Consider the following 22,577-nt stretch of genomic DNA (forward strand, 5'->3'; position numbering starts at 1 on the left):
GGGGGGTCGCGGCATTTTAAACGGTTGTCTGTGATCTGGCCCTTCAATGAAGGGACATCGAGATCCAGACTGGAACCGAATAAATGCCATACCCCAATTGAGACAAGAGCCAACGGAAGAGTCAATCAAAACAGGTGTGTATATACGCGATTTCCGCCATGCACCCGGCGCAAATCCGCGTATCCTCATGAAATACGGAAGTTTTCGCCCAGGTAGACCCGACGCACGTTTTCGTTTTCGACCACTTCATCCGGGGTGCCGGACATCAGAACCTGCCCGTCATGCAGGATATAGGCGCGGTCCACAATTTCGAGCGTTTCCCGAACGTTATGGTCGGTGATCAACACACCGATTCCGCGCTTTTTCAGATCAGCGACCAGGTGGCGGATATCTCCGACGCTGATCGGGTCAACACCGGCAAAAGGTTCATCCAGCAGCAGATAATTCGGGTCGGCAGCCAGACAGCGGGCAATCTCCACCCGGCGACGCTCCCCCCCTGACAGCGCCAGTGCCGGTGCCCGGCGCAGATGTTCGATCGAGAAGTCGGACAGCAGCTCCTCCAACCGTTCTTTGCGGCGGTGGGCATGTTTGACGGTGATATCCAGAACGGCGGCGATATTATCTTCGACGCTCATGCCGCGAAAGATCGACATTTCCTGCGGCAAGTACCCGATACCCAAGCGCGCGCGGCGGTACATCGGCAAGGTGGTGACGTTCTGACCGTCAATTGTGACGGTCCCGGCCTCGGGGAACACAAGGCCCGCGACCGAATAGAACGTGGTCGTTTTACCCGACCCGTTCGGTCCCAGCAAAGCCACAACTTCGGATCGATCCAACGTCATCGAGACGTCGCGAATAACGGTCTTTTTCTTGTAGGATTTGCGCAGCTTTTCGATCTTCAGACCGGACGAGCCTTCGGCAATGGACAGGTTCGGGCGGTTCATCAATTGTCACCCGGTTGTAGAATGGTTTTGACCCGGCCGGTCATCGTCGCGGTTCCTGACGTCAGGTTCGCGACCATCTGATCCCCGCTGATCACGCTGGGCCCCTGCGTCAGCAGCACATTGCCGTTCATGCGGATCACGCCGGTATCGATCGTATATTCCGCACGATCCCCTTCGGCAGCATCCGGAGGGCTGACCAGCACCACATTCTCGGTCGCTTCAAGTCGCTGAATGGCGGAACGGTCCTCATTGTAGATCACAAGAACCCGCTCGGCGCTGAGCCGCATTTCGCCCTGGATGACGATGACATTGCCCAAGAACTCGGCTGACCCGTCGGCCTGATTGACGTTCAGCGTCTCAGAGGTGACTTCGACCGGTAGCGTGGGATCCGCCTTGACGGAACCAAAGGCCACCTGCGCCTCTTGCGCCGATGCCGCACCACTTGCCAGAGCAATACAAACAGAGACTACGCGTAAATCAAACACAGGTTATCTTTCAGCTTTCTTTGGCTCGTATATCAGCTTCACGCCATCTGTAAAAAGAATATGGACCGGCCCGTCCGCTTTTTCTGTTCCGAATGTCATGCGGCCAGCGGTGAAATCACCGATCGGGCCAGTTCCGTCAATCTGTCCGGGGGTATCGCCACGAATTTCTTCCAAAGATGTGTTCAGAATATCCGTGGTCACCTGAATTCCATCCGCCGTGGTTATCACAACGTCTCCGACAAAGGTGGCAGTCCCCTTATCCGGGCGAATTGAGCCGGAGTTTGAGTGCAGCGAGATCTCGCCGCCATTGCTTAACCCGAACCGCCCCCGCAGATCAGAGGCAGTGGGCACCGCATTCTCGCTGCCCTGTGTCGCCTGGGTAGCCTGTACCTGAATTTCCTCGCCCTTGCTTGTCACGCCTTTGTAGTTGGGACGGGTCACCGCCTGATTGGCAAGCCGTTCGTCAATCGCCTCGCGCGAAAAAGGTACGGAAACGTTGGTCTCGATACTGCGCGACAGCAGGAATACGGTCGACAACAGAGCGATCGCCATCAGTGGCAGCACCACCTTGAGGAACTGCACCCATCTGGAATGACGATCCACGACGGCCGCCCTCAGCCCAGCCCGACGCGCAGGCAGTCGTGGATATGCAACAGGCCTTGCGCCTGTCCCGAAGACTCCGGGTCGACCACAAACAGAGAGGTAATCTTGCGATCATTCATGATCGCAACCGCTTCTTCCGCCATGGCGTTTGGCGCGATGGTCAGCGGATCGCGGGTCATGACCTCATCCGTCGTTTTGTTCAGCAGCCCATCCATATTGCGGCGCAAGTCACCATCGGTGACGATGCCAAGCAGGCGACCCGCCCCATCGGTGACACCAACAACGCCAAAGCTCTTCTGGCTCATGACCAGCAGCGCCTCGCTCATCGAGGTGCCAGTGGGCACCACGGGCAGATCGGCATGCATCAGGTCACGCACGGTGGACAGCTGAGCGCCCAGCTTGCCGCCAGGATGGAAGGCACGGAAATCCTCGGGCTTGAAGTCGCGGTATTTCATCAGCGCAATCGCCAGCGCATCGCCCATGGCCAGCGTCAGCGTGGTCGAGGTTGAAGGCACCATGCCAAACCCACAGGCCTCACCCATGGACGGGATCAGCAAATGCACATCCGCCTGCTTCATCAATGTGCTTTCAGGCTTGCTGGACAGGCCGATCAGCGGGATGCCAAAGCGGCGGGTAAAGGCCAGCAGGTTGACCAGTTCCGGCGCCTCGCCCGAGTTCGAGATCGCCAGAACCACATCATCCTTCGACACCATACCCAGATCACCGTGGCTCGCCTCGGCGGGGTGTACGAAATAGGCGGGCGTACCTGTACTAGCCAGTGTCGCGGCAATCTTGTGGCCGATATGGCCCGACTTGCCGATGCCGCTGATGATGATGCGGCCCGGGGCCTTCAGGATCATCTGAACGGCCTTTACAAAGTTCTCGTCCAGACTGTCGGCAAGCACGTCCAGCGCGCGGGCTTCGTCAGTGACGACCTGTCGGGCGGTTTTCAGGAAGGCTTCGGTATCGGTCATGAGTGCGCAAAAATATCAGTTTCGGGCCAACCGGCGAGGTCAAGCTTCGCACGCATCGGCAGGAAATCAAAACAGGCCTGCGCCATTTCGGTGCGACCTTCACGGGCCAGCCTTGCATCCAATGCCGAACGCAGCTGATGCAGGTACAACACGTCAGAGGCGGCATAGTCCAATTGCGCTTCGGTCAGAGTTTCAGACCCCCAGTCGCTCATCTGTTGCTGTTTCGAGATATCGACGCCGATCAGTTCCTGACACAGGTTTTTCAACCCGTGACGGTCTGTATAGGTGCGTACAAGGCGGCTGGCGATCTTGGTGCAATAGACCGGCGCAGCCAAAGCGCCAAAGGTGTGATACATCGCGGCAATATCAAAACGGCCGAAATGGAACAGTTTCAGCACATCTGGGTTTTCCAGCATGGCACATAAGTTCGGGGCCTCGGTCTGACCCTTTTCCACCTGCACGATATGGCTGTTGCCGTCGCCACCCGACATCTGAATCACACACAGGCGATCGCGATGTGGGTTCAAGCCCATGGTTTCACAATCGATGGCCACAACAGGCCCCAGATCCAGCCCGTCCGGCAGGTCGTTTTTGTATAGGTGGTTGGCCACGGAAATGTCCTTTGTGCTCTGTTGCCCCCAGATAAGAGGTTTGATCACCAAACTCAACGCCGTGTGGCACTACAATGACGCCTTGACGTCCAACGCCTAGCGGGAACTATGCTGTGGGAGACCGTGACAGGGAAAGCCGGGTCAATGCTGAACGTCCTGCAAAATCGAACCTACCGACATCTGCTGGCCGCGCAGATCGTAGCGCTGATCGGAACCGGGTTGGCGACCGTTGCTCTGGGCCTGCTGGCCTATGATCTGGCTGGCGATGCAGCCGGGCTGGTGTTGGGTACCGCGCTGACGATCAAGATGGTGGCCTATGTCACCGTCGCCCCGCTCGCCGCTGCTTTTGCCGAACGGTTGGACCGGCGCAAGATGCTGGTGGTGCTGGATCTCGTGCGGGCGGCTGTGGCCCTGTGCCTGCCGTTTGTCACCGAGATCTGGCAGGTTTATGTGTTGATCTTCGTGCTGCAATCCGCCTCGGCCGGGTTCACGCCCGCCTTTCAGGCGACTATCCCGGATGTATTGACGGATGAGGGCGACTATACCAAAGCCCTGTCCCTGTCGCGTCTGGCTTATGATCTTGAGAGCCTTCTCAGCCCGATGCTGGCGGCGGCTTTGCTGTTGCTGGTCAGCTTCGACAGTCTGTTCCTGGGCACCAGCCTGGGGTTCATCGCCTCGGCGCTGTTGGTCGTATCGGTTGTTTTACCGTCCCCCAAACCAGGCAAACCTCGGGGCATTTATGACCGAACCACCCGTGGCATTCGCATCTATCTGAAAACCCCGCGCCTACGCGGCCTGCTGGCGTTGAGTTGGAGCGCGGCTGCGCTCAGCTCGATGGTGATCGTGAATACAGTCGTCATCGTCCGCAGCGAGATGGGGTTGTCAGAAAGCGCCGTCGCGATCGCATTGGCCGGGTTCGGCGGTGGCTCGATGCTGGCCGCGTTTGCGCTGCCCCGTTTGCTGGACCGGTTCGAGGATCGCAAAGTCATGGTCGCGGGGGCCACGTTTGGAACTGTGACCATGGCGGCGGCAGCTTTGCTGGCCGCATCTGTACCGCTGACCCTTCCCCTGTTGGCCGTGCTGTGGATGGCGACCGGTTTTGGCTATTCGGCGACGCTGACACCTTCGGGCCGCCTGCTGACACGGTCGGCCCATCCCGAAGATCGACCTGCCGTATTTGCCGCGCAGTTCACTCTGTCGCACGCGTGCTGGCTGTTCCTCTATCCACTGGCCGGAGGATTGATGACCGCCTTTGGCAGCGCCACCACACTTGCAGTGATGACGGGCTTCTCGATCCTTGGACAGGCAGCAGCGCTGATATTATGGCCGCGCAGAGATCATGAACCGGTGGTGCATGATCACCCGGATCTGCCGCGGGATCACCCTCATATGGCAGGCAACCGTCCGCACCAGCATCCGATCATAATTGACGACCTGCACCCACGATTTCCGCGCAAGTCTTGAGCCCCGATCCCGGACCTGATCTAAACTGCGTCGAATCCCGGACCGGATCGGAGCCCCAATGGATCCCTTAGACCGCCGCATCATTGCTGCCCTTCAAGCCAATGCGCGCGCATCGACCACGCATATTGCCGCGACGCTGGGCGTGGCCCGCACAACCGTGCACGAACGCATCAACCGCATGGAAGAACGCGGCGTGATTGCGGGCTATTCCGTCGTGCTGGGCGAAACCGAAGACACGCCGCGGGTTCAGGTCGTTGTGCTGCTTGAAGTGCAACAGAAAGAGACCACCCGGATTATCAAACGGCTCGAAGCGTATCCCGAAGTAAAACTGTGCCTGTCGATCAATGGTGAATTCGACCTTTTGCTGTCGGCCGAGGCGCCCCGCATCGAAGATCTGGATATTCTGGTGGACGACCTCGCCCGGATACCCGGCGTATTGCGTACCAATACCAGCGTCGTTTTTGGCCGTCGGATTGACCGAAACTGAGACGCGATAACTCTCTGTAAACCGATTATTGGCTAGCTTGGCCGGGATGGATCAGAATCCCGGACCGGCAGAATGCCTAAACTGAAGACCCTGCTTCTTGTTGCACTGGCAAGCGTACCCTTGCCCGTTTCAGCCGCGCCTGCCTCGTATTTCGAGCTTTGTGATCAGGCCGCCCACCGCGCGGCGCAAGCCGAGGGCGTCCCGCTGAACGTGCTGCGTACAATCACACGGGTGGAAACTGGCCGCTTAAGAAACGGGCAGCTGGAGCCCTGGCCCTGGGCCGTCAATGTGGAAGGTCAAGGATACTGGTTCGGGTCCGAGGCTGAGGCCAAGGCCCATGTCTTCGGCATCTTCAAATCCGGCGCGCGCAGTTTTGATGTGGGCTGTTTCCAGATCAATTATCGCTGGCATGGCAAAGCGTTTTCGTCAATCGACGCCATGTTCGACCCAGATCAAAACGCCGCCTACGCGGCCCGTTTCCTTTACCAATTGCACGCCGAATTGGGCTCGTGGGAGGCAGCAGCGGGCGCTTACCATTCGCGAACACCGAGCCTGGCGAATGCCTATTCCAGACGGTTTCAAACGGTTCAGGCACGGCTGGAGAACATACCTCTTCCGCAGGTCGCCCATGCCGCCCGCGACCCTTTCGTCGGCACGGCTGCGCCGCTGGTACCGCTTGTGCAGAACACCCCTCAGGGCGTTCTGGGTTCGCTGATGCCTGCCACAAACTCCAACGCCGCCTTCATCGCCTTCAACTAGGAGCCGCCCGTGCCCCGGATCGATATCCGCACCCTGTTCTCTCCGACCGTTCTGCTGGCAATTGCGCTGATGACGGTCATCGTGATGATGATCCTGCCGATGCCCGCATGGGTTCTGGACGTGGGGCTGGCCGCGTCCTTCGCATTGGCCATCCTGATTTTTACTTTGACCTTGTTCATTGAACGCCCGCTGGACTTTTCGGCCTTCCCGACGATCCTGCTGGCCTCTCTGATGTTGCGTCTGTCGTTGAACGTGTCGTCAACCAAGCTGATCATCGGTGAGGGCCATACCGGCACAAACGCCGCTGGCGACGTGATCGAAGGATTTGCGCAATTCGTCATGGGCGGCAGCATCTTTCTGGGCCTCGTGGTGTTCGGGGTGCTGCTGATCGTGAACTTCATGGTCATCACCAAAGGCGCTGCCCGCATGGCCGAAGTCGGCGCGCGGTTTGCTCTGGACGGTATGCCCGGCAAGCAACTCGCCATCGACAGCGACATGTCCGCCGGGGCCATTGACCATCAGCAAGCCAAGGAACGGCGCGAACGGGAACAACAAGAAACAACATTTTTCGGATCGCTCGACGGTGCGTCGAAATTCGTCAAAGGTGACGCGATTGCGGGGCTTCTGATCACCTTGCTGAACCTTGTCATGGGTCTGGTCATGGGTGTTGTCGTCCACAGCATGCCGGTCGCGTCCGCCTTTGAAACCTATGCGATCCTGACTGTCGGAGACGGGCTGGTTTCACAAATTCCCGCAGTGATCATCTCAATCGCGTCTGCCCTGTTGCTGGCGCGCGGGGGCACACAAGGCGCGACCGACAGCGCGATATTCTCGCAGCTCGGGCGACACCCGGCCGCGTTGGGAACGGTTTCCCTTCTGATGGTGTTGTTTGCCTTGGTACCCGGCTTGCCGTTCCTGCCCTTTATCCTTGGCGCCGCGGTTCTGGGCTATGCCGCCTATCACGTGCAACGCAGTCAGAGAGCTCAGGAACTGGCTGATCAGGCGCCCGAGGCGGAAGCGGACTCCTCGGTTTCTCAGGCCATCGGGGATATTCTGGACCTCGACGACGTGCATCTGGAATTCGCCCCCGATCTGGTCAGCATGGTGCTGGACCCCGGCACCGGGCTGGACGCGCGAATTGCCAATATGCGGACCTATGTCGCCTCAGGCTTTGGTCTCATACTGCCCGAAATCCGCCTGACGGATCGGGTCGATCTGCCCACCGGCACTTATGTAATCAAAGTACAGGGGGTTGAGCAGGCGCGCGGGGTTCTGAACTCGGATCTTGTTCTGGCGCTGGTCCAAGATGGTCAGGATCTGCTGCCAGACGGCACCGATGTGACCGAACCGGTCTATGGTGCGCCGGCGCGCTGGATCCTGCCCAAGGATCAAGAGGCTGCCGCCCTGAACGGGGCCACCATTGTCACGCCGCCCGAGATTCTGGCGACGCATTTGCTGGAGATCATCAAACAGAATTTCTCGCGCCTACTGACCCTGAAATCCTTGCGCCGCCTCTTGTCCGAAATGACCCGCCTCAGCGATCCGGTTCGGGCCGAAGCCAATCGAAAACTGTTGGACGAACTGATCCCTGACAAAGTGCCGATAGACACTTTACACGCGGTATTGCGCCTGCTGTTGGACGAGCGCGTTTCAATCCGCAACATGGCCCTGATCCTGGAAAGCGTGGCCGAGGCCCGACTGACCACCACCCAACCGGAAGGCATCTGTGAACTGGTGCGCCAACGGTTAGGCTTTCAGTTGGTCTCGGAAATGAAGCGCGAGGACGGCTCGATCCCTCTGATCCAGCTGGCTCCGGAATGGGAGGACACGTTTGCCACCTACCAGATCGACGCGCCCAATGCCGGGCTAGATGTCGCGTTGCCACCGAACCTGTTCAACAAACTGGCCGATGGCGTCGTCAACAGTGTCTCACAATCAGCTGACCATGGGTTATTTCCTGCTGTCGTAACCTCCACCCGGCGACGGCGACTGCTGCGCACGATCATGCACGCACGCGGAGTAGCGAACCCGGTTCTGTCATTCGAGGAAATCGGGCTTGAGGCACGGCCTGCGCTGGTTGGCACGGTGCCCGCGTGATCGTTCTGCCTTCAGACCTGCTGGGGCAGCTTGGGGACAGCCTTTGGCACGTCTTTATCGTGTTTCTGCGGGTCTCTGCGCTGGTTTCCGTTCTGCCTGCCTTTGGTGAACGCAGCATTCCAACACGGGTAAAACTTGGCATCGCCGCGGCTTTTACTCTTATCGTTACTCCGGCCATCTCAGTCCCGTCTGCAGAACCAGATTTCTTTGGCATGGTCGCGTTGGTCGGCAAAGAAATTCTGATTGGGCTGGTTCTGGGTATGGGGCTGCGCCTGTTTGTACTGGCTCTTCAGACCGCTGGTTCGATTGCGGCGCAAGCCACATCACTGTCGCAGATCCTGGGTGGGGCCGCTGCTGATCCGGTCCCGGCCATGGGTTACCTGCTGACCCTTGCAGGTCTAACGCTGGCCGTGTTGATGGGTCTGCACGTACGGGCAGCGCAGTTCATGATCCAAAGCTATGACCTGTTTCCAGTTGGAAGCGTGCCAGCCCCACCTGATCTGTCGCACTGGGGTGTGAACCGGATATCCCATAGCTTTGGTCTGGCTTTCGCGCTGGCGACACCATTTGTCATCGCGTCGCTGATCTACAATCTCGCTCTGGGCGTGATCAACCGTGCGATGCCGCAGCTTATGGTCGCGTTTGTCGGAGCCCCGGCAATTACATTTGCAGGCCTTTTCCTGTTGTTCGCAGGGGCTCCGTTGATTCTGTCAGTCTGGTCGGACGGCTTGTTCGCCTTTCTCCAAAACCCGTTGGGAAGTACGCGATGAGTGGTCAGGACGAAGACAGCGATAAACCGTTCGACCCGACCCCCCAAAAACTGCAAAAAGCACGGCAAAAGGGCGAGGTGGCCAAATCAAACGACCTGTCAGTTGTCGCCGCCTATTCCGGGTTGTTGATTTCACTGATGACCGCCGGCCACTATGCGGCAGAGCAATTGGGATCCACATTTGTGGTTTTGTTGGACCAGCCGGAACAGCTCGCGCAGTTGCTGATTTCGGGGCCAGGTTCAGGTCCGGTCGGGGGGCTTCTGCGGTCCACGCTCATCCCTGTTTCGCTACTATTCGCAATCCCGGCTGCCGCCGTTTTGCTAAGTCTGATCGCCCAGCGCGCCTTGATATTTGCGCCAAATAAGTTGAAGCCGAAGCTTTCAAGGATCTCGATCCCATCAAACGCCAAGAACAAATTCGGTCGGGGCGGGCTGTTCGAGTTTGCCAAAAGCTTCGTTAAACTGCTGATCTACAGCGTCAGCCTGACAGTGTTCCTGTATACAAATCTGGATCAAATACTCGCGGCAAGTGCTGCCCCTGCACGCTCATCCATCTTGCTCATGATGAACTTGTTGTTCCGGTTTCTATGCATCGTGATCGCTATCGCTCTGGTGATCGGAGCAATCGACTATGTCTGGCAACACGTCGAACACATCCGCAAGAATCGCATGTCGCGCAAAGAGATTCAGGACGAAACCAAGGACGCAGAAGGCGACCCCCATGTGAAGCAACAGCGCCGCCAAAAGGCGCAGGATATCGCGACCAATCAGATGATGGCCGACGTGCCCAAGGCGGATGTCGTCATCGTCAACCCGACCCACTTTGCCGTCGCATTGAAATGGTCCCGCGCCGCCGGAACTGCACCGGTCTGCGTCGCCAAGGGTGTGGATGAAGTTGCGTCGGCCATCCGCTCTGCCGCCGGTGATGCTGGCGTGCCCATCCATTCCGACCCACCAACAGCCCGCGCCCTGCACGCCACGGTCGAAATTGGCCACGAAATCGCCGAAGAACACTATCGCCCCGTCGCCGCTGCCATTCGCTTTGCCGAAGCGATGCGGAAGCGGGCGAAAGGGCAGATCTGATGACGCGGCTCCGAATCGCCGATCTGAGTGCGGTGACCGAGGCGGTCTACCAGAAGGAATTCCAGGCACTGCACCCTCTGCTGCAGAAAGAGGCCCAACTGCGGGGTCAACTGGCGCGGCTGGATGCTCAGGTTTCGCAGGTTCGTTCGGAAAGCCATCAAGCCGAAGGCTATCGTGTGACCGGCGGCGACGTATTGTGGCATGGGTGGGAATCAGCAACACGCCGTCAGTTGAACATGGAACTGGCGCAACTGAGGTCGCAAAAACTCGAGGCTATGGACCGGCTGAGAAAGGCATTTGGCCAAAAACAAGCCGTCGAAACTCTGTCCGCAGAAGAACAGAACCTAAAGCGTATGAAGCTACAGAAGGTAAGGATGGCTCAGGGGATAAATGACAACCCCAACCAATGATCATGGTTGGGGCAAAGCCATTCACGAATCCTGCCGTGCGACACTCATGATCAGGACACTGGAGACATCTTCGCCCAATTCTTTCTTGGCAACCTCCAACAAGGATTGGCGCAACGCGGTAAGATTGCCGGATTGGGTGAAACTTCCATCAAACCCGCCGGTATTGGCGTGATCGAACAGCACCTGAAGAAAGCCATCCCGCAGTTTGGGTTCGATTTCATAGAAAGCCTCGGAAATGCCCGGTCGAGTTTCCAGGCTGAGCGACATCACCACAAGTGCCGAAATCCTGTCGTTCTTGACGACGGGCACCACGAATTGCTTGGTCAGCTTCAAATACTCGAACTGGGAAGCTTTTTCGTCTTTACTAGTCTTTTTGGGTTTGGCCTCTTCGGCCTTATCCGGCTTGTCTTCGGCTGCCTTTTTCCCGGTGTCATTGCCTTTATCTGGCGGGGCGAGCATGATCCCAGCACCAACGCCTGCGCACAGCCCTACGGCCAGAAAGATAACGGGAAATAACTTCCTGATCAAAACGGCACCTCAGAACGGCAGCAATGTATCAAGAATCTGCTGGCCATATCGCGGCTGCTGCACATCCGTGATCTGACCGCGACCGCCATAGGACACCCGTGCCGAGGCAATCTTGTCATATGTGATCTCATTCCGGCGCGAGATATCCTCGGGGCGCACATACCCTGAAACCAGCAGCTCGCGCAGTTCAAAATTCACCCGCAACTCCTGCGACCCGGAGATCGACAAAACGCCATTGGGCAACACATCGATGACGGTAGCCGCTACCCTGAGGGTCAGCTTTTCCTTGCGTTTGACCGACCCTTTCCCCTTGCTTGAAGACGCGGAATCGATCGAGACCGCTTCTTCGAGAGATGCCCCCTCGGGAAGGCGTTCCTCTGCCCGCTGTGGCAAACCGAACAATCCGGGGACCGCCAGATTTTCCGATCCGGCACGCGAACGGCTGGTGTCATTGGAAATTTCCGCTTTTTCATCCAGCTCGATCACAACGGTCAGAATATCGCCCTTCTTCATCGCGCGCTGATCGCCCAGCAGAGAATGCTGGCCACCACTCCATAGCGAAGCCTGGTCGACCGTGCGCTGGGACTGAGTATGTAAAGGCAAACCGGGCCACAGCATCGCAACATGTTCGGGCGACTCGGTGTTTGGAGTCAGGCTGGGCGGTTTGCCCAGATGGTCCATTCGGCCACAGGCGGTCAGGATTATCAGACCAAGCGCAACAGGGAAGATTTTCATCACTGAACCTCAATTTGACCATCGGCCCGGATCAGGCCCGTGATTGTCGTGCGTGAAGACAGGTTCATCACGCGAATTCGGTCACCAACCGCACCACGGCCAAGGGCCCGGCCCTCGGTCGAGATCGACAGCAACGCATGATCGAACACCAGCGTCACCAGATCGTTGCGATTAACGATGGCGGGCGGGCCGAAATCCGAGGCCCGAATGGGGCGACCTGCATAAAGTGCCACCCGCGCTTCCTGTCCGATTACCGCCGATGGGTTGGTGATTGCCCCTGCAACATCCATCTGTTTAATTTCCAGATCCGGTGCCGAAATCATTTCCTTGGCGCGAATGGTTCGTGTTGGAACAACGGCCTCAGCCAATGCAAGGACCGGAGTCAACACCAATATGAAAACTAGCCAGCGCATTACCGAACCTGCGTTGTTGCGCCCATCATCTGATCGACAGCAGAGATGACTTTGGCGTTCATTTCATAGCCCCGCTGCGCCTCGATCAGTTCGGTGACTTCTCGCACCGCATCGACCGAGCTGTCTTCAAGATACCCTTGCCGCAATGTTCCCAAACCATCCTCGCCTGGGGTGCCGACGACCGGCGCGCCAGAGGCTTCGGTTTCCCGGAACAAATTACCGCCAATCGCCTCCAACCCCTTGGCATTGGAAAAGCTGGCGAGGGTAAGCTCACCAAGCAACTGGCCTTCGGGCGCGTCGTCGAAATAGGCATAAACTTCGCCAGCGGCGTTGATTGAGATCGATCGGGCATCGTCGGGTATCGTGACCTCGGGCGCGACGGCAAATCCGTCCGAAGTGACGATCAACCCTTCGGCAGATCGTTTCAGACTGCCGTCCCGGGTATAGGCTGGCTGACCGCTTGGCTGCGTGACTTCAAGATACCCACGACCTTCGATGGCAATGTCCAGATCGCTGCCGGTGGCCGACAGCGCACCTTGGGCCAATTGCACGGTAACGGCGGCGGGGCGCACTCCCAAACCCAACTGAACGCCGGTTGGCAACACGGTCCCATCCGAGGCATTCACCGTCCCTGCACGCGCCATTTGTTGGTAGTGCAGATCGGCGAACTCGGCCCGCCGCGCGTTGTAGCCAGTGGTGTTCATATTCGCGAGGTTGTTCGAGATCGTCTCGACCCGCATTTGCTGGGCGGTCATGCCGGTAGCGGCGATTTTCAGTGCACGCATGGTGGACTCTCCTTCATCAGATCAGCGCATCAGGGCTTTGAGGGCTCCGCGCACTCGTTCGTCTTCGGTTTCCAGAAAGCTCTGCCCCAGCTCATAGGCACGTTGGATTTCGACCAGTCTGGTAACCTGCTCAATCGCGTTCACGTTCGACCCCTCGAGGAAACGATGAAGGACAACAGGCGTTTCAACCGGCTCTACATCGCCCGCAGGCCGGAAGCGCGTATTGCCTTCGCGCACCAGATCCTTGGGCTCGGCCACGCGATAGACGCCGATCTGACCCAACACCTGTCCATTCACGCTGAGCGTGCCATCACTGCCGACATCGATTGAGGCCGCATCCGGTGGGACAAAAACCGGCGCGCCATTGGCGTCCAACACCCGCGCGCCATCCATCGCGACAAGATCGCCGGCAGCATTTGGCGCGAAGCTGCCCGCACGGGTCAGTCGATTGCCGTTGGGCGTTTCGATCATAAAGAACCCGTCCCCTTCGATGGCAAAATCGAACTGGCCCCCGGTTTCGGTCAGTACGCCCTGATGCAGCGCGGTGTTTCGCACTTCGGCCCGGCTCATGGACAGGGATGGGTTGCTGGGCATGTCCCTAACGAATTCGGAAAAAACCAACCCCTGCTGGCGATATCCGGTGGTATTGGCATTGGCGATGTTGTTGGCCACCAATCGCATTTCGTTCATCAAACCGGACTGGCGGGATAAAGTGACATAAGCGGTGTCCATCAGCGACCTCCGGCGATTAGGGGGATGAGGGTTGAGGTAAAGAACGTGACCAGTGTTTGGGTCATGAAACCCATCGAAATCCAGAATACGATGACGATGGCGATCAGTTTGGGAACAAAGGTTAGGGTCATTTCCTGCACCGAGGTCAGCGCTTGAAACAGGCCCACGGCCAGGCCAGAAATCAGCGCCACCGCCAGGATCGGGACCGAGGTGATCACAGCGACCCACAGCGATTGGCGCACAATATCGTAGAATAGACCCTCGCTCAGCATGAATCAGACCGGCATCCGCAGGATTTCCTGGTAGGCTTCGACAACCTTGTTGCGCACGATCACGGCAGTTTCGACCGCCAGTTCGGTTTGCGCCAGCGCCTGCACCAACGCATGCGGGTCGGCCTGTCCGACCATCGAGCTGTGCGCCACCTGCTCGCTATGCTTCAGCGTCGCGGCGAAATCCTGAAATGAGGATCGCAGCCCCTGAGCCATCCCTTCGTGATCAGGTTTGGCTTGTGTGGCAGGGCGCGCGACAGCGTAATTCTGTGCGGCCGTCAAAGATCGGATATCCATTCTGGTTGTCCTTTATTTGCGAAGTAAATCCATCAGGCTCGACGACATCTGCCGGGTCTGATCGAACATTTTGAGGTTGGCTTCGTAACTGCGTTGCGCCTCGCGCGCGTCGGCGATTTCGATCATCAGATCGACATTCGAGCCGCGAAAATGACCGCTTTCGTCTGCCATCGGATGGCCGGGATCATAAATGCGTGTCAGGTCGCGCCGGTCCAGTTTGACCCGACCCGTCTGCACGGTCATGTGACCGTTCTGTTCGGTCATCTCAAACGGCACGGTCTTGCGCCGATAGCCGGGTGTGTCGGCGTTCGAGATGTTCTCGGAAACATGCCGCAGCCGCGTCGCTTGTGCGCGCAGGGCGCTGGCCGAGGCAGAAAGGGAATGGGAAAAATCGCTCATCTCAATTCCCCTTACCCACGGCCCAGACTGGTGCGCAGAACCCCGATGGCGGATTTGTAGATGGCAAGGGCACGATCATGCTGCCGTTTCACCTCAACCGCTTTCAGCATCTCCTCCTCCAGCGAAACGCCATTGCCGTTGGGATCCCCGGACGGGTCGGCCACGTGTTCAGCCCAGGGCTGCGCGGCCGCATGACCGTGCAAATGGCCTTGCCGTGTGGTGACCATCGGGGCCTCATGCCCGGTGTTTTCGAATGCTGTCTGAAAGGCCTCGATATCCCGCGGCTGATATCCCGGAGTATCCGCATTCGCCATGTTGCGCGCGATGACGGCCTGCCGCTGCCCGGCATGGGTTGCCATTGCGTACGCTGTCTTAAAGACGTTCAGGTCAGAGAACATCGGGGCTTCTCCCTCGATCAATTTCAATCAAGGCTTAACCCCGATTCCTTTAGAAAGCGTTTTCAACAAACCAGTTGGAGACCTCACGATGTCCGATCTCGATCCGATGCTTCTGAAATACGAATTCGACAGGATGTCTGCCCTGCGCCATATGGGGCGCGTTGCAGGCGTCGCGCGCGGCGTGATCGAAATTGACGGCCTGTCTGACCGCGCGCGGATCGGAGATCATCTGATTCTGCGCCGCGCGACCGGACCCGACATCACGGGTGAAGTTTTGCGTGTTGATCCGAACAGGGTTCACATGCTGCCCGGATCGACCCCGGACGGCGTATCTTTGGGCGACACGGTGATTCTCGAGCCGGTGGCCGCGTTCGCGCCGGGGATGCACTGGCTGGGGCGGGTCGTCGATCCTTTTGGCCAACCGCTGGATGGCAAGCCTCTGATTGCAGGCAAGGCCGAATGCAATCTCATGCGCGCTCCGCCACCCGCCGTCGCGCGCAAGCCGATGGGCGAACGGTTGGAGACAGGGTTGGCGGTTCTGAATACCATGCTTCCCGTCGTGCGCGGGCAAAGGGTTGGTCTGTTTGCCGGTTCGGGTGTTGGTAAGTCGACCCTGCTGGCGACCTTGGCGCGTGCGATGCAGGCGGACGCGGTGGTTGTCGCTTTGGTCGGTGAGCGTGGGCGTGAGATAAACGATTTCGTCGAAACTGCCTTGGGCCCGGAAGGGATGAAGCGATCTGTCGTCGTCGCCGCGACTTCGGATCAATCGGCGTTGGCCCGCAGGCGTTGCGCCTGGTCTGCAATGTCGGTGGCTGAATATCTACGTGATCAGGGACTGAACGTTCTGTTTCTGGCCGATTCGATTACCCGTTTCGCAGAAGCACATCGTGAAATCGCCGTGGCGACCGGTGAATCCCCGTCTTTGCGCGGGTATCCTCCATCGGTGACACCACTGATCGCCAACCTTTGTGAACGTGCCGGGCCGGGACCGGCGGATCAGGGGGACATAACGGCGGTGTTCTCGGTTCTGGTGGCGGGGTCCGACATGGACGAACCTGTCGCAGACATCCTGCGCGGCGTTCTGGACGGTCATATCATTCTAAGCCGCGACATCGCCGAACGCGGGCGTTTTCCAGCGATTGACCTAAGCCGTTCCGTTTCACGCAGCCTGCCAGGCGCTGCGACGGAAGAGCAGAACCAGATGATCGCAGACGCACGCAAATTGGTCGGCACTTATGAACAGTCCGAAGTGATGATCAAAGCCGGCCTCTACGCCGAAGGCGCTGACCCGCTGCTGGACCAAGCCGTCCGTGTGCACGACGAACTGGATGCATTTTTCGGAAAACAGGAATCCGGCAGCATCGAAGACAGCTTTAACCACTTGTCCCTGATTCTCCGCCGCGCGGGTTCCGGCCTGCCCCGATGACCGAAAACCAAGACAGTTTTAAGTGTTAAGCCCCCCTTAAGGCCTTCGCTGCTACCCCGGTAATCGGGTGATAAGAAGGTGGTGGAGATGGGTGCGCAATCCAATGCGGCGCCAATCATCATCAAGAAGAAGCGTGTATCGGGTGGCGATGGCCATCACGGTGGCGCGTGGAAAGTTGCATATGCCGACTTTGTCACGGCCATGATGGCCTTCTTCATGTTGATGTGGCTGCTGAACGCAACGACTGAAAAACAACGCAAAGGTCTGGCGGATTACTTTTCGCCAACGATTCCCGTGAATCCGTCCTCCGGCGGAGGGGACGGCGCATTTGGCGGCAACAACATGTTTTCAGAACAAACGCTGGTCATGGATGGCCGAGGAGCAACCAGCCTCAAACCCACCATCGCCAAAGAAGCGCGGGGGTCCACAGGCGTGGATTCAGACGGCGGAGGGGACCACTCAACGGAAGAGTTCACATCGCTCGAGGCGCATCTGCTGGGCCGAACAGGCGAAAGCGCAGTCTCGGACAAACTGCTGAAACACATCATCACCCGCGTAACGGATGAGGGGTTGGTGGTCGAAATGTTCGACACGGAAGATCAGCCTTTGTTCGAATCGGCATCCGACAAACCAACTGATATGATGCGCGCCCTTACCTTGTTGGTGGCGCGATCATCGGATCTGGTCACCAACGCGGTTGCAGTCGAAGGGCACGTTCGGTCCGAACCGCTTGTGCTGGCCCGAAACCCGTCATGGGATCTGTCATCCTCCCGCGCACGTGTTGTACGCCAGATGCTGCAAAACAAAGGAGTCCCGGCGGAACGCTTTGATCGGATCGCAGGTCATGCAGATCGGGAATTGGTGACGGAGAACCCGATGGAACCCAGAAACAACCGGATCGAGATCATCTTTCTGCGAACCCCCTGAGCAAAAAACGATAGGGCGTATTTTACCTGTTAGCGCGCTGTTAAGGCCCCGCGCGTTAGGTGTTGTCTCAATAATGGAGGCAACAAAAGGGCGCGCCGATGACCATTTCCTCTTCGCTGAATGCCGGTGTGGCGGCGTTGAAGGCCAATGCCAACAGGCTGGCCACTATTTCAGACAACATCGCCAATTCCTCGACCTTTGGATACAAACGGGTCGAAACCGATTTTCACTCCATGGTCACGTCTGGCCAGGGCGGCAGTTATTCCGCTGGTGGCGTCAGAACCACTAGTCAGCGCTTGATAGATCAGCGCGGATCGCTGGTGACCACGAACAATTCGACAGATCTTGCCGTGCGCGGGCGCGGGATGTTGCCGGTGCGACCCAGTTCTCAGATCGGGACAGGGTCGAGTGAGATGCTGCTGACCACCACTGGTTCGTTCCGTTCAAATGAACAGGGGTATCTGGTAACCGAATCCGGCCTTGTCCTGCTGGGATGGCCCGCTAACGCGGATGGATCAATGCCAAGCGTGCCGCGTGACACACCCGCTGCACTGGTCCCCGTGCAACTCAGCGTCAATCAGCTTTCGGGTTCTCCTACAACCCAGATGAACCTCAGGATGAACCTGCCCGCCACTGCGACCGATGCCGGTGCTCCGGGGGATGTTCAGCCGCTTTCGGTCGAGTATTTTGACAATCTGGGCAAATCCGAAAGCGTCGATATCGAGTTGACGCCAACGGTGCCCGCGACCGGCTCCAGCAACCAATGGACCATGACCCTCAGGGATTCGGCGTCGGGCGGGGCGGTGATCGGGGAATACACGCTGACATTCACCGACAGCCGCACAGCCGGGGGAACACTGGCCAGTGTCACAACCGTATCCGGCGGTGCCTATGATCCGGTGACGGGCAGCGTGGTCGTGAACGTGGCCGGTGGCCCAATGGAGGTCAATATCGGCCTGATCGGAGATTCGGACGGAATTACGCAGTTATCAGACACCTTCGCCCCGGTTTCGATTACACGGGATGGTTCCGCCGTTGGAACGATGACCAGCGTTCAGGTCGACGAAAAGGGCTATGTCTACGCCTTTTACGATACCGGCGTCAGCCGCCGCATGTTCCAGATTCCCCTCGCTGATGTCCCCAACCCCAATGGCCTGACCGCGATGGACAGCCAGACTTACGCCCCGTCCCGGGAAAGCGGGACCTTCTTTCTGTGGAACGCAGGCGAGGGGCCAACCGGCAACCTGATCTCATTCGCGCGTGAGGAATCGACCACCGATGTCGCCACCGAGCTGACCTCAATGATCCAGACACAGCGGGCCTATTCCTCTAGCGCCAAGGTGATTCAGACCGTGGACGAGATGCTGCAGGAAACCACCAATATCAAACGCTGATCGCAGCGCTGACCTGCGGAAAGGAACCGATCCATGAACATGTCGACGGCATTGAACAACGCATTGGGCGGGTTAGGCGCCGCCAGTCGCGGTGCGGCGGTTGTTTCCGGCAACATCGCCAATGCACTGACACCTGGCTATGCCCGGCGTTCGCTGGAATTGGCAACCAGCCCCGTCGCCGGAAACGGTGTCCGGGTGGTTGGCGTCACCCGGCATCAGGATCCGGTTCTTTTGGCCAACCGTCGCGCAACCGACGCGGATATGGTCAACAGATCCGCCATCTCCGACTTTCACGCCGGTTTCGAAAAGCTTGTCGGCTCAGCAACTGACCCGACCTCGATAGCGGCACGGCTGGCCGACTTTGAAAGCAGCCTGATCACAGCCGCCAGCCTTCCCGATTCGGCCCAGCGTCTGGATCAGGTGGCCCGCGCTGGTCGGGACCTGGCGGCTGGGCTCAATGCGGCCTCGGAAGGGCTAAGGCAAATACGGTCTGACGCTGACAGAACAATTGGGGCTCACGTCGACAAGCTGAACGAGACACTTAGCGATATCGAAGCGTTGAATGCCCGCATTCCAGCTGTGCGCAATTCTGGCGGCGACATAGGGGCACTGTTGGATCAGCGGCAGGCCCTCATAGACCAGATAAACGAATTGGTTCCCGTCAACGTTGTGGCACGCGATAACGACCGCGTTTCCCTTTACGCCGATGGCGGCCTCATCCTTTTGGAAGGTTCTGCTGTTGAGTTCACCTTTTCGACCACCGGTGAGACCATGCCCCACATGACGGTGGGCAATGGCCTGTTGTCGGGACTGGAAGCCAACGGCCAACCGGTTCGCGTCTCGGGCGATTACGCCCAAATTCGTGGTGGCGCGCTGGTGGCGCAGTTCGAAATTCGCGATGATCTGACGGTTGAGGCGCAATCGGATCTGGATGCAGTTGCCCGGGATCTGATCGAACGTTTCGAAACTCCGGGCATAGATCCGACGGTGGCGGCGACAGATCCCGGTCTGTTTACCGATGGCGGGAACCGGTTTGATGTCACAGCAATCACCGGGCTGGCGTCCCGGATTGCGCTGAACGCGGTCGTTGATCCGGACGCGGGGGGCGACAGTTGGAAACTCCGCACGGGGCTTGGTTCGCTTGTGCCAGGTGATCCCGGCGACGCATCCCAGATACAGGCCTTCGGCGCGATTCTGGACACTGCACGCCCGCTGGTCGGGGCAAGTTTCGGCACTGGGAACATGAGAGCGTCGGAAATCACCGAAGCCCTTCTGTCAAAGGCCGGAGCCAATGCGCATGACGCAGAACAACGTAAATCCTTCGCTGCAAGCGCCCAACTGGAGATGGAGAAAATCGTCGCCGAACAAGGCGTCGATACAGATCAGGAGCTACAGCGCATGATGCAGATCGAACAGGCCTATGCCGCAAACGCGCGGATCATGTCGGTCGTCGATGAACTGATGGATACTTTGCTGAGGATTTGATCATGACATTGAATGCAATTGGCGATCTGGCTCGGGGTTTGACCCTGCAGGCGCGCAGCGCCCAGATCAAATCCCAGATCGAAACCCTATCCTACGAAATGTCGACCGGGCAGGTGCAGGATGTCTCGGGTCATCTGGGCGGTGACTATTCGCATCTGCTGGATCTGGACCATAGCCTGTCGCGCCTGGACGCCTTCGGCATCGCCACTTCCGAGGCGCGATTGTTCACCAGCGCCATGCAGCTGAGCATGACCACCTTTGCCGATTCCGTATCCGAGATGTCCGGCGCGCTTTTGTCCTTTGGCACCGCAAACCAGACCGTGACCCACGAGCAAGCGTCGGTACAGGCACGAAACGAACTGGACACGATGGTCTCGGTGCTGAATACGCGCGCGGGTGGGCGTAGTCTGTATTCAGGTACGGCAACGGATGTCTCGCCACTGCCGTCCGCAGATACGTTGCTTGGCGCGTTGCAGGCGCAATTGGTCGGCCAGACCACGGTAACCGGCATTCGTCAGGCCGCCGAGACGTGGTTCAATGACCCCGCAGGTTTTGATGCCGTCATTTATCAGGGCGCCGGAACACCCCTGGCACCGATGCAGATATCGGAAAATGAAAAGATCAAGGTTCCGATTACCGCTACGGATCCATCACTCAAGGCGGCCATGCGCGATGTTGCGCTGGCGGCGCTCGCATCAGACGGCGCGCTGAATCTTCCTCCGACCCTGCGGACCGCATTGTTCACGGAGTTGGGTGTCGATTTGGCCAACACGCAGAATGAAACCGTGAAACTTCAAGCTGAAATCGGCGCCGCAGAGGCGCGGATCGAGCAGGCCGCGACACGCAATGCGGCCGCCAAGACCAGTGCAGAATACGCACGCGGCGCGTTGATTGGCGCGGACCCGTATGAAACCGCTGCGCAGCTTCAGACCGTACAGTTCCAACTGGAAAGCCTGTATTCCGTAACCGTTCGTAATTCGAACCTTTCACTGGTGAATTTCCTGAGATGAGAGTTCTTGTACTCCTTTTGATGATATTGCCTGTTTTGACCAATGCCGGAACGATCCGGTTGAAAGATCTGGTGGATTTCGACGGTGTGCGAGGCAACGACCTGGTTGGTTACGGTTTGGTTGTCGGGCTGAACGGTACCGGTGACGGGCTCAGGAACTCTCCGTTCACAGAAGAGATCATGACCAACATTCTCGAACGCCTGGGCGTCAACGTGAATGGCGAGGATTTCCGACCTAAAAATGTGGCGGCCGTGTTGGTCACCGCGACTCTGCCCCCGTTTTCACGCGTGGGCAGCCAAATCGATATCACAGTATCAGCTATCGGGGACAGTAAAAGCCTGCTGGGCGGAACGCTGATTATGACGCCATTAAACGCCGCAGACGGTCAGATCTATGCGGTGGCGCAAGGTACGGTATTGGCAGGCGGTGCCGTGGCGGAAGGCGAAGCCGCGTCTGTCACGCGCGGCGTGCCGACCTCGGGGGTTGTCCCTGCAGGCGCACGGGTGGAACGCGAGATTGATTTTGATCTGTCTGACCTGACACAGCTCAGGCTTGCCCTGCGTGAACCCGACTTCACGACAGCGAGCCGCATCGAGGTGGCCATCAACTCAGAGTTCAACCGCGCAGTGGCAATCATGAGGGATTCAGGGACGGTTGAGTTGAACATCCGTGCAACTCAATCCATTTCCACCGCACACGCTATCGGGCGGATCGAAAACATTCTGGTGGAACCGGAAAGCAAGGCGCGTGTCGTGGTCGATCAAAGGTCGGGCACAATTGTCATGGGTCGGGACGTGCGGATTTCACGGGTTGCGGTTTCCCAGGGAAACCTGACGCTGACCGTCGAGGAAGCTCCGATAGCGGTGCAGCCCAACCCGTTTGCGCGCGGTGAAACCGTGGTTGTCCCGCGCACAATCGCTGGAATTGAAGAAGACGAAGGCACAGGGTTGGCCGAAATCCCCGAGGCGACCACTCTGTCCGAAGTTGTCGCCGGTCTGAATGCCTTGGGCGTATCCCCGCGCGACATGATCGACATCCTGAAAACGATCAAAGCCGCCGGGGCGCTTCATGCCGAATTTATCGTGCGCTAACA

27 protein-coding genes are annotated in these 22,577 nt (G+C 58.5%); 13 read left to right on the top strand and 14 right to left on the bottom strand.

What is annotated here, in order from left to right:
- Window positions 1-185: 185 nt before the first annotated feature.
- Genes lptB through ACP0GE_RS11180 form a run of 5 tightly spaced genes read right to left on the bottom strand, consistent with a single transcriptional unit; the run spans window position 186 to window position 3,617 of the window.
- Window positions 186-944, bottom strand: coding sequence for an LPS export ABC transporter ATP-binding protein (gene lptB / locus ACP0GE_RS11160; protein ID WP_424832021.1), 759 nt, complete (start codon window positions 942-944; stop codon window positions 186-188).
- Window positions 944-1,429, bottom strand: a complete 486-nt coding sequence (locus ACP0GE_RS11165) for an LptA/OstA family protein (RefSeq protein WP_424832022.1) — start codon at window positions 1,427-1,429, stop codon at window positions 944-946. Before ACP0GE_RS11165 ends, lptB begins: the two co-directional genes overlap by 1 nt.
- A gap of 3 nt (window positions 1,430-1,432) precedes the next feature.
- The gene (locus tag ACP0GE_RS11170; RefSeq protein ID WP_424832023.1) at window positions 1,433-2,032 is read right to left on the bottom strand and encodes a hypothetical protein; all 600 of its coding nucleotides are present in this window, start codon (window positions 2,030-2,032) and stop codon (window positions 1,433-1,435) included.
- An 11-nt stretch (window positions 2,033-2,043) separates the two neighbouring features.
- On the bottom strand, window positions 2,044-3,006 hold the full coding sequence (locus ACP0GE_RS11175; RefSeq protein ID WP_424832024.1) for a KpsF/GutQ family sugar-phosphate isomerase: 963 nt from the start codon (window positions 3,004-3,006) through the stop codon (window positions 2,044-2,046).
- Window positions 3,003-3,617, bottom strand: a complete 615-nt coding sequence (locus ACP0GE_RS11180; RefSeq protein ID WP_424832025.1) for a ribonuclease D — start codon at window positions 3,615-3,617, stop codon at window positions 3,003-3,005. The genes ACP0GE_RS11175 and ACP0GE_RS11180 overlap by 4 nt, the downstream gene beginning before the upstream one ends.
- A 144-nt stretch (window positions 3,618-3,761) precedes the next feature.
- Between ACP0GE_RS11180 and ACP0GE_RS11185 the strand changes: the two genes are divergently transcribed.
- The 7 genes from ACP0GE_RS11185 (at window position 3,762) to ACP0GE_RS11215 (ending at window position 10,686) form a co-directional block, all read left to right on the top strand.
- Window positions 3,762-5,081, top strand: coding sequence for an MFS transporter (locus ACP0GE_RS11185; protein ID WP_424833842.1), 1,320 nt, complete (start codon window positions 3,762-3,764; stop codon window positions 5,079-5,081).
- Window positions 5,082-5,139: 58 nt separating this feature from the next.
- Window positions 5,140-5,568 (top strand): Lrp/AsnC family transcriptional regulator, encoded by a 429-nt coding sequence (locus ACP0GE_RS11190; RefSeq protein ID WP_424832026.1) that lies wholly within the window; start codon window positions 5,140-5,142, stop codon window positions 5,566-5,568.
- Window positions 5,569-5,640: 72 nt separating this feature from the next.
- Window positions 5,641-6,327 carry a transglycosylase SLT domain-containing protein gene (locus ACP0GE_RS11195; RefSeq protein ID WP_424832027.1) on the top strand — a complete coding sequence of 229 codons (687 nt, stop codon included), beginning with the start codon at window positions 5,641-5,643 and terminating at the stop codon, window positions 6,325-6,327.
- 9 nt (window positions 6,328-6,336) lie between these two features.
- Window positions 6,337-8,424: a flagellar biosynthesis protein FlhA gene (gene flhA / locus ACP0GE_RS11200; RefSeq protein WP_424832028.1), complete on the top strand. Its 2,088-nt coding sequence runs from the start codon at window positions 6,337-6,339 to the stop codon at window positions 8,422-8,424.
- On the top strand, window positions 8,421-9,194 hold the full coding sequence (locus ACP0GE_RS11205; RefSeq protein WP_424832029.1) for a flagellar biosynthetic protein FliR: 774 nt from the start codon (window positions 8,421-8,423) through the stop codon (window positions 9,192-9,194). The genes flhA and ACP0GE_RS11205 overlap by 4 nt, the downstream gene beginning before the upstream one ends.
- A complete protein-coding gene (flhB, locus tag ACP0GE_RS11210) occupies window positions 9,191-10,276 on the top strand; it encodes a flagellar type III secretion system protein FlhB (protein WP_424832030.1) in 1,086 nt (361 codons plus the stop codon). The genes ACP0GE_RS11205 and flhB overlap by 4 nt, the downstream gene beginning before the upstream one ends.
- On the top strand, window positions 10,276-10,686 hold the full coding sequence (locus ACP0GE_RS11215; RefSeq protein ID WP_424832031.1) for a hypothetical protein: 411 nt from the start codon (window positions 10,276-10,278) through the stop codon (window positions 10,684-10,686). Before flhB ends, ACP0GE_RS11215 begins: the two co-directional genes overlap by 1 nt.
- Window positions 10,687-10,707: 21 nt before the next feature.
- On the opposite strand, the gene ACP0GE_RS11220 is transcribed toward ACP0GE_RS11215, so the two are convergent.
- The 9 genes from ACP0GE_RS11220 to ACP0GE_RS11260 all read right to left on the bottom strand — a co-directional run bounded on the left by ACP0GE_RS11220 (window position 10,708) and on the right by ACP0GE_RS11260 (window position 15,242).
- Window positions 10,708-11,145, bottom strand: coding sequence for a flagellar basal body-associated FliL family protein (locus ACP0GE_RS11220; RefSeq protein WP_424832032.1), 438 nt, complete (start codon window positions 11,143-11,145; stop codon window positions 10,708-10,710).
- Window positions 11,146-11,223: 78 nt separating this feature from the next.
- A complete protein-coding gene (gene flgH, locus ACP0GE_RS11225; RefSeq protein WP_424832033.1) occupies window positions 11,224-11,949 on the bottom strand; it encodes a flagellar basal body L-ring protein FlgH in 726 nt (241 codons plus the stop codon).
- The gene (flgA, locus tag ACP0GE_RS11230; RefSeq protein ID WP_424832034.1) at window positions 11,949-12,362 is read right to left on the bottom strand and encodes a flagellar basal body P-ring formation chaperone FlgA; all 414 of its coding nucleotides are present in this window, start codon (window positions 12,360-12,362) and stop codon (window positions 11,949-11,951) included. The genes flgH and flgA overlap by 1 nt, the downstream gene beginning before the upstream one ends.
- The gene (gene flgG, locus ACP0GE_RS11235) at window positions 12,362-13,147 is read right to left on the bottom strand and encodes a flagellar basal-body rod protein FlgG (RefSeq protein WP_424832035.1); all 786 of its coding nucleotides are present in this window, start codon (window positions 13,145-13,147) and stop codon (window positions 12,362-12,364) included. Before flgG ends, flgA begins: the two co-directional genes overlap by 1 nt.
- A gap of 21 nt (window positions 13,148-13,168) precedes the next feature.
- Window positions 13,169-13,879 (bottom strand): flagellar hook-basal body complex protein, encoded by a 711-nt coding sequence (locus tag ACP0GE_RS11240; protein WP_424832036.1) that lies wholly within the window; start codon window positions 13,877-13,879, stop codon window positions 13,169-13,171.
- Window positions 13,879-14,151: a flagellar biosynthetic protein FliQ gene (locus ACP0GE_RS11245; protein ID WP_424832037.1), complete on the bottom strand. Its 273-nt coding sequence runs from the start codon at window positions 14,149-14,151 to the stop codon at window positions 13,879-13,881. The genes ACP0GE_RS11240 and ACP0GE_RS11245 overlap by 1 nt, the downstream gene beginning before the upstream one ends.
- Before the next feature lie 3 nt (window positions 14,152-14,154).
- Window positions 14,155-14,445, bottom strand: a complete 291-nt coding sequence (gene fliE / locus ACP0GE_RS11250; RefSeq protein WP_424832038.1) for a flagellar hook-basal body complex protein FliE — start codon at window positions 14,443-14,445, stop codon at window positions 14,155-14,157.
- Window positions 14,446-14,457: 12 nt separating this feature from the next.
- Entirely contained in the window at window positions 14,458-14,844 is a 387-nt protein-coding gene (flgC, locus tag ACP0GE_RS11255; protein ID WP_424832039.1) for a flagellar basal body rod protein FlgC, read from the bottom strand.
- A gap of 11 nt (window positions 14,845-14,855) precedes the next feature.
- A complete protein-coding gene (locus ACP0GE_RS11260; protein WP_424832040.1) occupies window positions 14,856-15,242 on the bottom strand; it encodes a FlgB family protein in 387 nt (128 codons plus the stop codon).
- Between the two features lie 106 nt (window positions 15,243-15,348).
- On the opposite strand from ACP0GE_RS11260, the gene ACP0GE_RS11265 reads away from it, so the two are divergent.
- The 6 genes from ACP0GE_RS11265 (at window position 15,349) to ACP0GE_RS11290 (ending at window position 22,575) form a co-directional block, all read left to right on the top strand.
- Entirely contained in the window at window positions 15,349-16,668 is a 1,320-nt protein-coding gene (locus ACP0GE_RS11265) for a FliI/YscN family ATPase (RefSeq protein WP_424833843.1), read from the top strand.
- An 87-nt stretch (window positions 16,669-16,755) separates the two neighbouring features.
- Window positions 16,756-17,595, top strand: a complete 840-nt coding sequence (locus ACP0GE_RS11270) for a flagellar motor protein MotB (protein ID WP_424832041.1) — start codon at window positions 16,756-16,758, stop codon at window positions 17,593-17,595.
- Between the two features lie 98 nt (window positions 17,596-17,693).
- On the top strand, window positions 17,694-18,989 hold the full coding sequence (locus tag ACP0GE_RS11275; RefSeq protein ID WP_424832042.1) for a flagellar hook protein FlgE: 1,296 nt from the start codon (window positions 17,694-17,696) through the stop codon (window positions 18,987-18,989).
- Window positions 18,990-19,022: 33 nt separating this feature from the next.
- Window positions 19,023-20,474, top strand: a complete 1,452-nt coding sequence (gene flgK, locus ACP0GE_RS11280; protein ID WP_424832043.1) for a flagellar hook-associated protein FlgK — start codon at window positions 19,023-19,025, stop codon at window positions 20,472-20,474.
- 2 nt (window positions 20,475-20,476) lie between these two features.
- Window positions 20,477-21,484 (top strand): flagellin, encoded by a 1,008-nt coding sequence (locus ACP0GE_RS11285; RefSeq protein WP_424832044.1) that lies wholly within the window; start codon window positions 20,477-20,479, stop codon window positions 21,482-21,484.
- Complete coding sequence (locus ACP0GE_RS11290) at window positions 21,481-22,575, top strand: flagellar basal body P-ring protein FlgI (protein ID WP_424832045.1); 1,095 nt, start codon at window positions 21,481-21,483, stop codon at window positions 22,573-22,575. The genes ACP0GE_RS11285 and ACP0GE_RS11290 overlap by 4 nt, the downstream gene beginning before the upstream one ends.
- Window positions 22,576-22,577 lie beyond the last annotated feature (2 nt).

This window comes from Ruegeria sp. (assembly GCF_965243365.1).
Classification (GTDB): domain Bacteria; phylum Pseudomonadota; class Alphaproteobacteria; order Rhodobacterales; family Rhodobacteraceae; genus Ruegeria.

Excerpts from the sequence above, each read along its gene's own strand:
- lptB (WP_424832021.1), bottom strand. The coding sequence starts at position 944 with ATGAACCGCCCGAACCTGTCCATTGCCGAAGGCTCGTCCGGTCTGAAG.
- ACP0GE_RS11175 (WP_424832024.1), bottom strand. The coding sequence starts at position 3,006 with ATGACCGATACCGAAGCCTTCCTGAAAACCGCCCGACAGGTCGTCACT.
- ACP0GE_RS11185 (WP_424833842.1), top strand. The coding sequence starts at position 3,762 with ATGCTGAACGTCCTGCAAAATCGAACCTACCGACATCTGCTGGCCGCG.
- ACP0GE_RS11190 (WP_424832026.1), top strand. The coding sequence starts at position 5,140 with ATGGATCCCTTAGACCGCCGCATCATTGCTGCCCTTCAAGCCAATGCG.
- ACP0GE_RS11195 (WP_424832027.1), top strand. The coding sequence starts at position 5,641 with ATGCCTAAACTGAAGACCCTGCTTCTTGTTGCACTGGCAAGCGTACCC.
- flhB (WP_424832030.1), top strand. The coding sequence starts at position 9,191 with ATGAGTGGTCAGGACGAAGACAGCGATAAACCGTTCGACCCGACCCCC.
- ACP0GE_RS11215 (WP_424832031.1), top strand. The coding sequence starts at position 10,276 with ATGACGCGGCTCCGAATCGCCGATCTGAGTGCGGTGACCGAGGCGGTC.
- ACP0GE_RS11220 (WP_424832032.1), bottom strand. The coding sequence starts at position 11,145 with ATGCTCGCCCCGCCAGATAAAGGCAATGACACCGGGAAAAAGGCAGCC.
- flgH (WP_424832033.1), bottom strand. The coding sequence starts at position 11,949 with ATGAAAATCTTCCCTGTTGCGCTTGGTCTGATAATCCTGACCGCCTGT.
- flgA (WP_424832034.1), bottom strand. The coding sequence starts at position 12,362 with ATGCGCTGGCTAGTTTTCATATTGGTGTTGACTCCGGTCCTTGCATTG.
- flgG (WP_424832035.1), bottom strand. The coding sequence starts at position 13,147 with ATGCGTGCACTGAAAATCGCCGCTACCGGCATGACCGCCCAGCAAATG.
- ACP0GE_RS11240 (WP_424832036.1), bottom strand. The coding sequence starts at position 13,879 with ATGGACACCGCTTATGTCACTTTATCCCGCCAGTCCGGTTTGATGAAC.
- ACP0GE_RS11245 (WP_424832037.1), bottom strand. The coding sequence starts at position 14,151 with ATGCTGAGCGAGGGTCTATTCTACGATATTGTGCGCCAATCGCTGTGG.
- fliE (WP_424832038.1), bottom strand. The coding sequence starts at position 14,445 with ATGGATATCCGATCTTTGACGGCCGCACAGAATTACGCTGTCGCGCGC.
- flgC (WP_424832039.1), bottom strand. The coding sequence starts at position 14,844 with ATGAGCGATTTTTCCCATTCCCTTTCTGCCTCGGCCAGCGCCCTGCGC.
- ACP0GE_RS11260 (WP_424832040.1), bottom strand. The coding sequence starts at position 15,242 with ATGTTCTCTGACCTGAACGTCTTTAAGACAGCGTACGCAATGGCAACC.
- ACP0GE_RS11265 (WP_424833843.1), top strand. The coding sequence starts at position 15,349 with ATGCTTCTGAAATACGAATTCGACAGGATGTCTGCCCTGCGCCATATG.
- ACP0GE_RS11270 (WP_424832041.1), top strand. The coding sequence starts at position 16,756 with ATGGGTGCGCAATCCAATGCGGCGCCAATCATCATCAAGAAGAAGCGT.
- ACP0GE_RS11275 (WP_424832042.1), top strand. The coding sequence starts at position 17,694 with ATGACCATTTCCTCTTCGCTGAATGCCGGTGTGGCGGCGTTGAAGGCC.
- flgK (WP_424832043.1), top strand. The coding sequence starts at position 19,023 with ATGAACATGTCGACGGCATTGAACAACGCATTGGGCGGGTTAGGCGCC.
- ACP0GE_RS11285 (WP_424832044.1), top strand. The coding sequence starts at position 20,477 with ATGACATTGAATGCAATTGGCGATCTGGCTCGGGGTTTGACCCTGCAG.
- ACP0GE_RS11290 (WP_424832045.1), top strand. The coding sequence starts at position 21,481 with ATGAGAGTTCTTGTACTCCTTTTGATGATATTGCCTGTTTTGACCAAT.